The following is a 14115-nucleotide window of genomic DNA, read 5'->3' on the forward strand; positions in this document are numbered from 1 at the left end:
ATGAAATACAGAATATTTACGTTTCTATTATTTCTAAGCTTTCCGACTTTTGCTCAAAAGGGCAAAAATGTAAATATAAAAGGGATTGTCATTGATGCTAAAAATCAGGATCCATTGCCTAATACTTTTATTTATCTAAAAAATCATAGTGAATTCAGCATTTTGTCAAGCAACAGTGGAGAATTTGATCTCAATTATCCAAATTTATTTAGGACTGATACGCTTGTAATTTCTTTGTTGGGTTATCAAAAAAAGCAAATTCCGCTTTCTAATTTGAATCAAAAAATAAATCAAATATCTCTTAATCAAGTGGATATAAGTCTTCAAGAGGTGGTGGTTCAACCTGATGAATCTTTGTTTGAGGAGTTTTTTACCAAAGTCATCGAAAATATTCCCAATAACTATCCTACAAAAAAACATCAGCTCAATGCTCTATACAGAAGGGTATCCACAGATTACAATGAATACACCAAATTGGTGGAGGCCGCTGTATTGGTCGAGGACTATGATTACAAAAGGGATATCTACCATTCGAAAATAAAAATTGAAGCCCTTAGACAAAGTGATGAGCTGGGTGATGTTGATTCTGTTTTGATCCAATCTTTTCAGAGGCTGAGTGAACATATTGCCAAGCAAGTAGAAAGGATGCGAGCAAATTCTATGATCAATGAGGGATTTGAAAGCAACATTATCAGATATGCACGCTCTCCCAATTCAATGTTATCAAAAGAGAATTACAAAGTTGCATTTTTCGGCTCTTCAAGATTCCCTGTTTATCATAGCTTGGTTGGTACAGAGATCCATGGGCAGGATACTATCTTTCATATTGCCTTTGGTAATACAGATCCACCAAAAGGAGACAGTTTTATCAAGATTAATAGTAGAAATTTTGCAATAGAGGAATTTCAGTTAACTTCTAATGGTTTTGGTAAAATTGAATTTTATGTTCAGCATTACATGAAATACAAGGAAGTGAAGGGAGTATATTATCCAGAGAAAGTTGAATACAGAATGATGCGTTTTATCAATAGAGATATTGGAAGTCATCAGGTGGATATACATACATTTTGGTTTGATGATGTACAGACAGAAAACCTACAAAAAATTCGTCCACGCGATGTATTGGATAGAGATTTTCGGATAGAAACTAGGAGTTTTGACTATGATAAAGATTTTTGGGAAAGGTATGAATTAATCAAAAAGCATCCACTTGATCCATCTGTTAAAAAAAGTCTTGAGCGTTTCAAAAGCTTAGAAAAACAATTCGAAGAAAATTCAAAAAATAGATAACTTATACACTATGGTAAGAATTCCCAGCTTTGTTTTTCTGATGTTTTTTATAGCTTTTTGGTCTTGTGGGTCTAAGGAAATTGAGGAGAACGATCATTTGGAAATCGAATCGGTATATTTTATGATCGAGGACAGTCTGACACTCGACTATCTTCACTATCAAAATGCAGGGTTGAAATATGTGGAAAATGAGGTATTTGTAGCATCACTCTTTTTATCAAGCGATAATTTCTCTTTTCATATCCCAACTGCAAACCCAACTTTAGAAATCAATTACAGGGATAAATCGTCCATCGATTTTTCTTATTTGTTCCAAAAAGGAGATTCAGTATTGATTAAGGTAAAAGATAAAATGCCTTGGTTTGAAGTAGTAAACCGCAAGACGAAAGCGCATGAAATTAATTTTGAATCCTTAAGAAACAAAGCGCTATTTCAATCCCGATATACAGGGTATCAAGATTTCTATTTGATCTGGAATATGAGTAAAGGAAATCCAATGGTTGACTTCAGGAGAGATTTGAATGCTACCAAATCGAAGGCACTTGATAAACTTTCATTGGAAAAAGCATGGTTGGATTCTTTGCTTCAGCTTGAGGCTATTCCGGAAAAAGCAGCAGACTATTTCATGAACAAAACTGAATTTGAACGAAATAAACTCGCCTTGTTCGATCCAAAAAAAGATTCACTTTCTTTGACTGATCTGTCTAATGTAATTTTGGAAATTTCTGATTACAGCAACCTATATCAAATGGAATTTGCGGATTTGGTTCTCGATAGATTAGATGGTTTTTCAGATGAAAACGTGGATGTGGAGAATTTGTTTAAGGGTCAATTTGGAAAGATTTTGCTATTCAAGTATTTAGAAAGGCAGATATTCCGACTTTCTTTTGAAGAAAGTGAGCAATTAATTGCTCAATATAGAGATGATGTTAAGTCTTCATGGTTTTCGATTTTGGAATATAATACTCGGTCAACAAATTCATTGATACGTGATATCCTATTGGAAGATGAATTCGGTAATATTTTCGAATTTGCAGATTTACTCGCTCAAAAAAGCGGTAAATATCTTTACATTGATTTTTGGGCTGCTTGGTGTATTCCGTGTATTCGGTCATTTCCAGCGTCACTTGCCCTAAATGAAAAACACAATGACTTAGAAGTCCTTTATTTATCCATAGATGAAAATCAAAACTTATGGAAGGACGCCGTTCAAAAGTATGATATCAATATTCCAAATCAGAGCTTTCTGATTACAAATAGGGAAGAATCAGTTTTTCTAAAAGGCATACAATTACATTCTATCCCGCGCTATCTTATTTTTGATAAGGAAGGTAATTTTATTCATCCTAATGCTCCAAAACCAGATAAAAAAGAAGTACTTGAGAGATTTATAAGTGAGCATAAAGAATAAATCTTCAATTACTCAGATTTTAAACTTTTGGTTTCCGTATTTTCGATGTCAAATCAATCTCCATGCAAAACAAACCCTTCACTTACCTTTTTTATATCCAATACCTGGGCCTTCGCTTTCACGGCTGGCAGAAGCAGCCTGGTTTGAAAACGATCCAAGGGAAATTGGAAAAGGTGGTTAGGTATGTTTTGGGTCATGAAGATTTTACTATTCTAAGTGCAGGTAGAACAGACTCAGGTGTTTCCTGTCATCGAGGAGCTTTTGAATTGTTCAATACCGCAGATATCGAACTGGCCTTATTTATCCACCAAGTCAATGAAAACTTACCTGATGACATCAGGCTTTTGGAAGGAAAGCGAGTTTCCTTAGATTTCAATATCATCCAAGATGTTATTGCGAAAGAATATCGATTCTACTTTTCAACAGGTGAGAAGTTTCACCCTTTTGCAGCAGGGAATTTGACATACTTTTCAGGGGAATTCGATATTGATTCGATGAAAGCTGCTGCTGATATTTTTGTTGGGGAGCATGATTTCCGAAGATTCTGTGCGAAGCAAAAGCAATCTGATAACTACCGCAGACAGATTTTTGAATCAGAGATATTAGAAGACAAACTGATTTTGACGGATGGAACACAGCTAAAGAGATATTGCTATCGGGTGAAAGGAAAAGGTTTTCTGATGCATCAAGTCAGACTGATAATGGGGAGTTTACTGGAAATAGGAAAAGGAATTATTAACAAAGGGGATATTGAAGAAGCCTTAAAAAGCCAAGAGACAAGTCCATTGAGTGGAAAAGTTCCTGCCAATGGATTAGTATTGCATGATGTGGAGTTTGGATCTTAAAATCTTGGACTTCTTTTATTGTCTCTTACACTGAGTATTATTATATCTTCTTTTTCAATTTTTAAAAATAGACTTGTCTGTTTGTTAATTAAAGCTCGTCGAACTTTTAACGGGCCGAATTCTGGATAAATCAAGGGTGTTTCTCTTAAAATTGAAACTGTTGTATTTAATTTTTCTAAAAAAGTTAGAACTTGTTTTTGATACCACTTTTTGTCTAAGTAATCAATAACTTCTGATAAGCTAATTTCTGCTTCCTCTGTCCAGACTACTTTGTAATTCATTTTTTATATTTTGCTTTAAGTTGTTCCATGACTACATTATGGGGTCTTACCTTTCCTTGTTCGTAATCATTTACTCCTCGTTTAATGGAGGTTTTGGTTTCATCATCTAAAGAGTACCAAAAATCTTCTTCATCTTTAAAAAGTAGGTCTCTAATCTGACTTAAAACTTGTTCATTATCAGTTGACATGATTTTTTCTATAAGTGTATATTTCAGTAATTTATCCATGTTTAAATTTACAATTATTTCTCCAAATAAGAAAAGCTACTAAAAAGGGGCTTCCGCCTTGTGATCTTCGTAGAAAAGCGAATGTAATTTAAATCATTGAAGATGCGTAGCCCTGACATCTTTTTGGTCAATCAAATAATAATTCTTTAGCAATGAATAGATTACAGGGGTACACTCCCTGTTTCACCTGAATTCAATTTTTCTACAAAGATATATGGGCTACGCCCCCCAGTTCTGAATCCAATTGATTTAGATGATTCAAAAAAAAGCTGCCCTTTCGGACAGCTTTCTGATTTATTTGATAATGAATGGCATGCTAACTTTAATTTGATCCCAACTGAGGGAGATTGCTCCTTCAGTATCTGAAACTTTTTCTACCCCATAAGTCAATCTCTGTACTTCTTGATCAAGTTCGACTGGCTTTACATTTACTCTAACTACATCTTCTGATTCCTCGTAAGCATCAGCAAGGTGTTGGTCATAATTTTTGTTTAATATTAAGGTCCATTCTTCTCTGCCTGGTATGGTAAAGAATCCATACATTCCTGCGGCAACTTCGACTTCATTGATTACTACATCTTCTGAAAATGTCACTGCTGTGGCCCAGTGCGAACCACTGACCCATACTTGATCATAAGAAACCAACCCATTCCAGATCACACGGCCTCTTTTTCCAGGAGAACCATAATTGACTGTAACTATAGCGTCACCAAAAGAACCAGATGCTTCTCTTCTTGCACTTCCTTTGAAGGTATCTTCTGCCAAGCCAGCATTCACACTGTCAGCATAGCTTGCCCTTTCGAGCAAATGTTCTTTTTCCAAATTCGAAAGCTCTTCCGATCCTGCTTCGACAGGAACTTCGATGTTTTCTTGCTTATTTTCACCACCACAAGAGAATAACAAGGTGGCAGATAACAATGCTAATAACGTATTTTTCATGTTACTTTAAATGATATATGCTTTACGATATATGGTAGAAATATGCCCCTACCTGCGGCAGGCAGGTTCGGCGATATATTAGAAATACGTAGTAAATCAGAAATCTAAACGAAAGATTTAACTCAAAACAGGAAAGGCAAGGCTTCTTTAATAAATTTCTCTATTTATAAATTCCTGTCCACCACATTGAACAAGTTTTTCCAATTCAGTTATCTCGGACAAACTCTCCCAATCTTGCGCAAGCCAACTTTACAATTTTGTAACTTTTAAACCTTACAACAATCTTCTACCTCACTCTCCCGTCAACCCTTCCATCAATTCCTCAGAAATTCCTGTTGTAGAGTATCCTCCATCGTGGAATAGGTTCTGCATGGTCACGTATCTGGTGAAGTCTGAGAACATGGTGATAATATAGTCAGCACAAGCTTCTGCTGATGCATTCCCTAGTGGAGACATCTTGTCTGCGAAGTTGTAGAAAGTATCAAAACCTCCGATGCCAGTTCCCGCTGTAGTTTTGGTAGGTGACTGAGAAATAGTATTGACTCTTACTTTTTTCAATTTACCATATCTGTAGCCGTATCCTCTTGCGATACTTTCCAAAAGTGCCTTGGCATCTGCCATATCTGTGTAGAAAGGATACACTCTCTGTGCTGCGATGTAAGAAAGACCCATAATGGATCCCCATTCGTTCATCACATCCATTTTCTCAGATACTTGCATCATCTTGTGGAAAGAAATAGCGGAAACATCATAAGATTTGTTAGCCCAATCATAGTTTAGGTCACCATAAGACCTGCCTTTTCTGATGTTTGGTGACATACCAATAGAGTGGAGCAAAAAGTCAAAATTCCCACCTAAATATTCCTTTGCCTCAGTATAAAGTTTTTCAATATCTTCCAAAGAAGTAGCATCTGCAGGAATCACAATCGTTCCACATTCCTGAGCCAATTCATTGATCGCTCCCATTCTCATGGCGATAGGCGCGTTTGTCAATACGAATTTTGCTCCTTGTTCATGGGCTTTGATAGCTGTCTTCCAAGCAATTGAATTCTCATCCAATGCACCGGTGATGATACCGACTTTTCCTTTTAGTAGATTCTCAGGCATAATATTTTCGTTTATTAGTTCAAATTTGAAGGGGTAAAAATACGGAAAAAATCGAGACGATCGATGTGATGTAGCTGAATAGATGCCCAGAGACTGATCAGTAGCCCTTATAATTAATTTTTGAGCAACTCCCGTGCACTTTCGTACGCGCTTTCGGAAGGGTTGGATCCAGCAATCATTTTTGCGATTTCTGTGATTCTGTCATTGCTTTCCAGTAAGCGGATTTTCGAAATCGTTCTTTCTGTGCTGTTGTCTTTGTAGACAAAATAATGTTGATCTCCTTTTGCAGCTACTTGTGGCAAATGACTGATACAGATAACTTGATGGTTTTTTGCAATTTCCTGCATCATTCTGACCATTTGCAAAGCAACTTCACCCGATACTCCTGTATCTATTTCATCAAAAATCAAGGTTGGCAAGGCCATCTTGTCTGCCATGATATACTTAATGGCAAAGATCAATCTTGAAAATTCACCTCCTGAAGCCACTTGCTTCAGGGCTTGTGGTTTTACTCCTTTATTAGCCGAAAAGAGCAGGTCTAATTGATCAATTCCTCTTTTGCTTGGTGAGATTGTTTGATGAGAAAACTCAACTTGGGCATTTTCCATTCCAAGTTGTACCAAAAGTGAAATAAGTTCTTTTGAGAAGGCCTGAAAACCAGCTTTCCTCTTTTTGCTTAGGAGCTCACCTTTCTCTATCAAAGCTTTGTAAGCTGTATTCATTTCAATCTTCAAATCCTCCAACTGCTCGTCGAGGTTTTCGATTTGAAAAGCTTTTTCAGCCAATTCCTTTTCCAAAGCCATCAAATCTTCTACCGATTCCAAGCCATGTTTTTGTTGTAGCTGATAGATTTTGCTCAAGCGCTCCCTTGTCGTTTCCAATTTCTCAAAATCAACCTCTACTTTGCTATCTTCATCTTCAAGACTTTCAGCAATGTCTTTCAGTTCGATCAAGACACTTTGAAAGCGTTCTTTGAAAGATTCATACTTATGGGCAAACCTTCCTAATTGCTGAATTCCAGTATTTGCTTGTCCAAGGATGTTCAATCCTCCAAATTGCTCATCTTGGAGTTGAACGAGGATTTCTTGGATCTTGCTCTTTATTTCCTCGGCATTTTCGAGAATCTCTTGATCGCTTTCAAGTTCTTCCTGCTCTCCTTCTTTGAGTGAAAGTGAGCTGAGTTCTTGAAGCTGAAATTGATTGAAGTCAGCTTCCTTTTTCAAGTCTAGGGCTTGTTCAGCAAGTTTTTCATAAGATTTCTTAGCTTTCTGATAGTCTTGGAATGCACTGGAATATGCATTAAGTTCACTTTGTGATTTGGTAAATGCATCGATCAAATCCAACTGATACTCGCCTTCACCCAGCTGGAGTGTGTCATGCTGAGAATGGACATCCATCAGGGATTTCCCCAATTCTTTGAGGATTTCTAATCTGACTGGTGAATCATTGATAAATGCCCGGGATTTTCCATTTGGGCTAATTTCCCTACGGATGATACAGACCTCTTCGAAATCCAAATCTTCTTCTTCGAAAAAACCTTTGAGGTGGTAATTTTTTATATCAAAAACACCCTCAACGATGCATTTTTTTTCTTCATCAAAAAGTGCTTTCGTATCAGCCCTATTTCCGAGAAGAAGCCCCACTGCTCCAAGCATAATAGATTTACCGGCACCTGTCTCACCTGTGATCATATTCAGGGAAGCGCACGGCTCCATTTCTAGTGATTGAATCAAAGCGTAATTTGCGATGCTAAGGGTTTTGAGCATGAATTTGGTGTGTTTTAAGAATGCAAATCTAACAAAATGATCTTAACCTCTCAGCAGGTCATTGTATTTTCTGGAATTTGTTGGATCTACTTTCAACAATAATTCTACTGCCTCTGTTCGAATTTCCAGTGGTGCTTTTTTGAATATTTTGCTTATTTCATCTCCTTTTGCATCGATAAAGGAGATAGTAAAAATGCTGTTAGGCTGTGCTGTATTTGCCTCTTCCAATTTTTTGATGGCTTCTAGCATATTTTTGAATGCTTCCTCTGGGTCTTTGTTCAGAAGATCCATTCCTTTGCGGTGGTATAGATAGTTTGCTTCCCTGATTTGAGCAAATACGGAGGAAGTGTAAATGTCATTGATCAACCAATAGCGATTCCTTCTTTCGTTTGTACTCTGGTTCCACCCAGGACGGTTGGATTGCTGGGCATTGTTGACGATAGCGTTGGCGATTTCGAAATAAGGGTCTCCTCCACGTAAGGTAAAACTATCATAGTCAGTTCCCAGTGCCATATATGCATAGTATGCTAGGAGTGAACTGATGTTGTTGAGGTAAGAAAAGCGATTGAATTCCAAAGGTTGGTTTTGTAGAAATTCAAATGTCCAATTTCTATCAATAAAGTTGAAAATCATACTTTCGTAATTGGTGCCATATATTGGTCGTACTACCTGTACTTGAACAGTAGCATTGTAAAAACCAACCTGAGGCATGTCATTTATCGTGATCAACATGCTCCCTTTGATTCTTTCTAGTGGTCGGAATTCATCATTCGTCCAATTTCTGCTATTTAGAAATTGTTCAAATGTAGATTTCATATCTTCAAAAACATCCTTTTCTTGAGTTCTTGCCCTATCAGAATTGATAATTACTTGAAAATTCAATTCTTGGGAAATTCCAAAAAAAGGCAAAAGGTAAAGAAGTGTAAGTGAAATAATTTTTCTCATATTGATATAAAGTTAACGATAAAAATATGTTTTACATATACATGATTCTTTGACAAAAGTCATTATGTATATCTTTTACCATAGAGATCTCTAACTAGTTGAATCTTGATAATTCATGATTATTCACGGATTTAAATCATATGAATTCCACTAATGATAATGATGCTGAAAATCTTCGGACTAAATTTCTACAGGAAGTTTTTTAATTTCCTGTAATATCAACTGGGCAATTTGAGCTTTGGGCAAAATTTCGGAAGTAAGTTCATTTCCATTTTTCGAAAATAAAGTAACTTTGTTTGTATCCAATTGAAATCCAGCTCCAGCTTCTTTCATGGAGTTTAATACAATCAAGTCAAAGTTTTTCTTCATCAATTTCTCTTTTGCATGGAAAGCTTCATTTTCTGTTTCCAGCGCAAAACCGACATGGATCTGATGTGGTTTTTTTTCTTGGCCTAAAGTCCCGGCGATATCTATATTTTTGACTAGCGCTATGGTCATTCCCTCTTCAGCTTTTTTGATTTTTTCTTTTGCGACATTTTTCGGAGCATAGTCAGCTACAGCTGCGGCAAAAACACAAATATCCATTTTATGATGATGCTCTTTGACAACTTCATACATTTCCAAAGCGCTTTTTACTTCTATGATTTGGATATTGCTACCTTGGGGTTTTACGGCACCATGGCCGAGGATGACCAATACATCTGCGCCTTGATCTGCAAAAGAGTTGGCTAGCGCAGCTCCCATTTTACCACTAGAATGGTTGCTTATAAAGCGTACAGGGTCTATTGCTTCCTGTGTTGGGCCAGAGGTGATTAGGATTTTTTTGCCTTGAAAAAGTTTTGTACCTGAAAAATGGGAAATAACTCTTTCCAGAATATGCTCAGGTTCCATCAATCGACCTTGGCCAGATAGTCCACTTGCTAACTCACCGTCCTCAGCATCAAGGATAATGTTTCCAAAACTAATTAATGACTTTAAATTGGCTCTAACAGAAGGATGTTGGTACATGTCTAAATCCATAGCTGGAGCGATCATGACTGGGCAACGGGCTGAGAGGTAAGTGGCTGTAAGTAAATTGTCACAAATACCGTTTGCGAATTTGGCAAGTGTATTAGCGGAAATAGGGGCTATTAAAAATAAATCTGCCCAAAGTCCCAATTCCACGTGATTAGTCCAAACACCATCATTTTCAGAGTGAAATTTGTAGTGTACAGGGTTTTTGGAAAGGGTAGCTAAAGTCAATGGGGTGATAAAATCAAGAGCAGAGGTACTCATGATGACTTGTACCTCTGCCCCTTCTTTTATCAATAAACGAGTCAAATGAGCACTTTTGTAAGCAGCAATACTGCCTGTTATACCCAATAGGATCCGTTTACCATTTAAATTCATTATTCTTCTATATCAAGGTCTGGATGACGAGAGTAGATTTTACCTTCTACGAATTCTTCCATTGCCAATGTTGATGGCTTAGGCATTCTCTCATAGAACTTTGATATTTCGATTTGTTCTTTGTTTTCAAATACTTCTTCAAGATTATCAACTGTAGAGGCAAACTCGGAAAGTTTACTATTCAACTCTTCCTTCATTGTAGAAGAAATCTGCTTTGCTCTCTGACCAATAACATGTATAGACTCATAAAGATTGCCAGTTGGCGCTGCGATTTTGTCTAAATCTCTAGTAATGATAGATGGATTAACTGCCATGTTTATTTATTAATTATTGTTTTCTGTAATTGGGATTGTGATAACAGACTCACCTTCGGGGGAGACAACTCTCTGTTGCTCCTCAAGCTTGGCTTTGGCCAATCTTTCCTCGTAATCTTTTTTCAAGACCAAATGGTTGTCATACTCTTTAGTGGTTTTTAATACCGCTACATCAACTTTACCTAAGTATTTACTGTTTGGATATTTTCTTTTGAATTGTTCGGCAAAAGCCAAAGCTTGTTTCAAACGATCTTCTTTTTTATCAAAAACACTCCTCTCACTATACGCTGCAGATACTTCTACCAGTCTATATGCTAGTTCTTCGTTATACTTGCTGTCAGGATAGTTTTTTGCGAAATTTTGGAAGTTTATGATGCATGCTTTATAAAAATCACCTGGGTATAGACCTTCAGTTAACCTTAGATACATTGTTGATTCTTGATACGCTTTCTCCTCGAATCTTTTCTGCAAATCATCAATCATTGCCATTGCTCTTTCATAAGAGTCTGACTCTGGGAATTTATTGATAAAAAGCTGGATTGCATTGACAGCATCTTTACTGCTTTTTTGATCTAAATTGTAATCTGGGGAGTCCAAGTATAGCGAATAAGCATTCATAAACATCGCTTCTTCCGCCATCGGGCTTCTATTATATGTCTGATAGAAAGTATTGAAATATCCAGCAGCTTCAATATATCTTTTTGTCCTAAAATGAGCATATGCATAATTGAAATCTGCAGTTTCTGCTCTTTCACTTCCCCGAATTACCGGTAGTACTTTGTCATAAAGAATGATTGATTTATTATACTCTCCAGACTCGTAGTAAGTGTTTGCTGCATTATATAATTCTTCCCAATTTGTACTTTTTTCCAGCTTGTAAAACTTGCCACAAGAGGATAGTAGTATTAGTATTAGGAAAGGTAAAATATAGCTAAGGGATTTTTTCATAATTTTCAGAGTGCAAATATAATGGAATATTACTTTGTATCAAACTTAGTATGAACTGCTAAGTGAAATGGCTTTCTATTCGACAACGAATTTTTTGGTGATTATATTTTTGTTGTCCACCACTAAAGTGTATAAATAGACCCCAGGTCTGAGGCCTTCTACATTCATTACTAATGTTTTTTGTCTTGGATCAAGCCTGTATTCGGCTACTGGATTGCCGATAAAACTGTTTACACTGATTTTTGCAGTGGCTCTTGAGTTCTTAAAACTGTAATCTAATTGCGCAATTCTATTGCTCGGATTTGGATAGACACTTCCGATGGAGATGTCTTTGTGATCTACATCACTTCCCTCTCTATTAGGATTAGTGACATTATAAATGGCATCTATCACAAATAGATCACGATTATTCTCTGGGTTGACAAAATGAAACTCGAAATTTCCTCTAGTTTCAACTATACCATAGTCGAATTCTAAATAAAGATCTGTAAATATTTCATTAGGTTTTAACTTTAGCCTGACCTTTGAAATATCTTTCTTTGGGTCAAAGCAAACGTCACCTATGCACAGTTTGACTTTTTGGGATGTCCCGATGTTTCCTCTCAAAAATTTCAAATTATATTCCTTTGATTGATCGCTGTCATTTTGAATGATTAATGACTTCCTTTGGGAATCACCAATTTTACCTACAAACTCAATATTTTCTGACAAAACACGAACCTGCGCATCCAAACTTATTGGAAGCAGCAAGATTAAGCATGCGCATATCAGTAAAAAGGATTTCATGTAGATTTTTTAAATCAATAAGCGATATAAATATTTGGTAAGCAGTCATGTTATAATACTATAAAATTACCTAAATGGTTTCAGCTTCGAAAGGTTTATGGGTTAAATTTTGTTAAGCTAAATGAAATTTTTTTCAAAAAATGACGTTTTACTTTTTCCTTAAGGTAAATTACAACAGAATCTATTGATTATTAGCTGATTTCATTCTTTTATCAATGGATTTCTGTATTTCTTCATCTGTGGGTATCGGAATAATTAATTCAGGAATATTAAAAAGATTTTCTTCAAACCTTTTTCTACTTTTAGGTTTTCTCCAAGCATAGATTGTTTCCATGTCAGGTTTCTCTTCCTCTCTCCAAACTAGCCCATCTAATTTTTTGTCTTCTTCCTTCAGTAAATGGGGTGGTGTAAATTTCCCCTCGGGTTTTATCAGATAGTTGATCTTATTGACATTCCCTTCTTGAAAAAACATGATGATATTGGCACAAATATTCTTATTTACCCCTCTTAGTGTGCTGTCATTAAGAAGGTTAAAGTAGAGGGATTCTCCATTTCCATTGACATCCAATCTTTTGATCTCGCCTTCTTCAAATGTCCCAATCATTTTTCTTCCTTTCAATTGGTTGAAATTACCTAAGGTATCTTTGGTCACATTGAAGGCTTTATGATTGAGGTAAACTCTATCCAATTCTTCATTGGCTATCAAAATGCTGATACTGTCAGCTGTAATCTGACTTTTATTATTCCAGATCACTGGATCTTGGTAAAGGTGGATCGTGGAGTCTGAGTAAATATATGTCAGTGAATCAGCCCTGCCAGCAAGTTCAGATTTGATCATTCTCACATTGTAAAAGGCTTGTAAAAAGCGTTCTGTTTCCAGTTCACTATCCTGGGATATTAAGGTGTCAGAAATCATGAACATGGTATCGGCCTCGAAGTATTTCTGGACCAATGCATTTCCATAGACCTTACTGTATTTTCTGTCTTCCCAATATTTCCCTTCTTCACCAAATATCTCAATATCCCTTTCTTTGTTATACACACTTACATCACCCCGGCCTTCATAATACTGTTGGTTTTCGTCATAAAATAAATTTTGGGCATAGACCAAGGATGTTTCTGTCTCTACTTCACCATCATAAAATCTAAACAGTTTGTTTTCAGTGTCGTAGTAACTTCCTCGTTGTGCGTTGAGTTTGTTTCCTTCAGCAGAGACAATATTGGTAAGACCTACTGTTTCTGCGGTTTTAGGAATTGTAAGGTAGATAAGGAAATTTGTCTTGAGTGTATAATCTGGATTTACTAAGACGACGTTTTCAGTAAATGTAATTTTTTCTATTGTTGTTTCATACACTCCATTGAGACTTGTGAGTACATTGGTGCTGTCTACAACTTTCCCATCGTTGAAATAATTTGCAACGCCAGTTTCTCGGTTGTAATCCAAGAAATCTGTGTAGAGAGTGGTTGATTCATTCTTGAAAACCACTTTGTTCCTCAATTTTGCGATTCTGGTATTTCCATCGTACTCAGCATATCTGCTTGTGGTCGTGACTGGATCTTTTTGATCGACTATTCGGACATTTCCAAAAAGCTTAGCCATATTCTCTTCTTCGTAAAAATATGCGGAATCGCAATAAATCAGAGAATTCTGGTGTCTCATAACAGCATTTCCCAATAATCGCTGGAATCCTGAGCTACCAATAAGTCTGTCGGCTTTTTGGATTTCCAACATGGTATCTTCCTGAGCTATAGAGAAATGTGAGAATGTGAAAATAAAGAAGAAAAGAAAAGCGCTGTTTTTGATCATTTGATTAGTATTCGGCTACAAAATTAAGCAAAAATGGTATTTTTGGGTTATGGTTGATCG

14 protein-coding genes are annotated in these 14115 nt (G+C 36.3%); 3 read left to right on the forward strand and 11 right to left on the reverse strand.

The annotated features are described in order from the left end of the window. From MM213_RS05020 to truA, 3 genes are all read left to right on the forward strand, one after another. Positions 1 to 1290 (forward strand): carboxypeptidase-like regulatory domain-containing protein, encoded by a 1290-nt coding sequence (locus tag MM213_RS05020; RefSeq protein WP_241410376.1) that lies wholly within the window; start codon positions 1 to 3, stop codon positions 1288 to 1290. A gap of 10 nt (positions 1291 to 1300) precedes the next feature. Then, positions 1301 to 2701, forward strand: coding sequence for a TlpA family protein disulfide reductase (locus MM213_RS05025; RefSeq protein ID WP_241410377.1), 1401 nt, complete (start codon positions 1301 to 1303; stop codon positions 2699 to 2701). Positions 2702 to 2763: 62 nt separating this feature from the next. Further along, complete coding sequence (truA, locus tag MM213_RS05030; protein ID WP_241410378.1) at positions 2764 to 3546, forward strand: tRNA pseudouridine(38-40) synthase TruA; 783 nt, start codon at positions 2764 to 2766, stop codon at positions 3544 to 3546. On the opposite strand, the gene MM213_RS05035 is transcribed toward truA, so the two are convergent. The 11 genes from MM213_RS05035 to MM213_RS05085 form a co-directional block, all read right to left on the reverse strand. Next, positions 3543 to 3827 (reverse strand): type II toxin-antitoxin system RelE/ParE family toxin, encoded by a 285-nt coding sequence (locus MM213_RS05035; protein WP_241410379.1) that lies wholly within the window; start codon positions 3825 to 3827, stop codon positions 3543 to 3545. The genes truA and MM213_RS05035 overlap by 4 nt on opposite strands. Continuing rightward, complete coding sequence (locus tag MM213_RS05040; protein ID WP_241410380.1) at positions 3824 to 4054, reverse strand: hypothetical protein; 231 nt, start codon at positions 4052 to 4054, stop codon at positions 3824 to 3826. The genes MM213_RS05035 and MM213_RS05040 overlap by 4 nt, the downstream gene beginning before the upstream one ends. A 294-nt stretch (positions 4055 to 4348) precedes the next feature. Beyond that, the gene (locus MM213_RS05045; protein ID WP_241410381.1) at positions 4349 to 4993 is read right to left on the reverse strand and encodes a DUF2911 domain-containing protein; all 645 of its coding nucleotides are present in this window, start codon (positions 4991 to 4993) and stop codon (positions 4349 to 4351) included. A 291-nt stretch (positions 4994 to 5284) separates the two neighbouring features. Beyond that, positions 5285 to 6100: an enoyl-ACP reductase FabI gene (locus MM213_RS05050; protein ID WP_241410382.1), complete on the reverse strand. Its 816-nt coding sequence runs from the start codon at positions 6098 to 6100 to the stop codon at positions 5285 to 5287. A 113-nt stretch (positions 6101 to 6213) separates the two neighbouring features. Then, positions 6214 to 7866 (reverse strand): DNA repair protein RecN, encoded by a 1653-nt coding sequence (gene recN / locus MM213_RS05055; protein WP_241410383.1) that lies wholly within the window; start codon positions 7864 to 7866, stop codon positions 6214 to 6216. Between the two features lie 42 nt (positions 7867 to 7908). Next, positions 7909 to 8811: a type IX secretion system protein PorD gene (porD, locus tag MM213_RS05060; protein ID WP_241410384.1), complete on the reverse strand. Its 903-nt coding sequence runs from the start codon at positions 8809 to 8811 to the stop codon at positions 7909 to 7911. Positions 8812 to 8991: 180 nt separating this feature from the next. Continuing rightward, positions 8992 to 10200 (reverse strand): bifunctional phosphopantothenoylcysteine decarboxylase/phosphopantothenate--cysteine ligase CoaBC, encoded by a 1209-nt coding sequence (gene coaBC / locus MM213_RS05065; RefSeq protein WP_241410385.1) that lies wholly within the window; start codon positions 10198 to 10200, stop codon positions 8992 to 8994. Continuing rightward, positions 10200 to 10514: a DNA-directed RNA polymerase subunit omega gene (locus MM213_RS05070; protein ID WP_241410386.1), complete on the reverse strand. Its 315-nt coding sequence runs from the start codon at positions 10512 to 10514 to the stop codon at positions 10200 to 10202. The genes coaBC and MM213_RS05070 overlap by 1 nt, the downstream gene beginning before the upstream one ends. A 9-nt stretch (positions 10515 to 10523) precedes the next feature. Beyond that, a complete protein-coding gene (locus MM213_RS05075; RefSeq protein ID WP_241410387.1) occupies positions 10524 to 11462 on the reverse strand; it encodes an outer membrane protein assembly factor BamD in 939 nt (312 codons plus the stop codon). 75 nt (positions 11463 to 11537) lie between these two features. Beyond that, positions 11538 to 12248, reverse strand: a complete 711-nt coding sequence (locus tag MM213_RS05080; protein ID WP_241410388.1) for a T9SS type A sorting domain-containing protein — start codon at positions 12246 to 12248, stop codon at positions 11538 to 11540. Between the two features lie 181 nt (positions 12249 to 12429). Continuing rightward, positions 12430 to 14055, reverse strand: a complete 1626-nt coding sequence (locus tag MM213_RS05085) for an OstA-like protein (RefSeq protein ID WP_241410389.1) — start codon at positions 14053 to 14055, stop codon at positions 12430 to 12432. Positions 14056 to 14115: the final 60 nt, after the last annotated feature.

Source organism: Belliella alkalica, assembly GCF_022549785.1.
In the GTDB taxonomy this organism is placed as follows: Bacteria; Bacteroidota; Bacteroidia; order Cytophagales; family Cyclobacteriaceae; genus Belliella; species Belliella alkalica.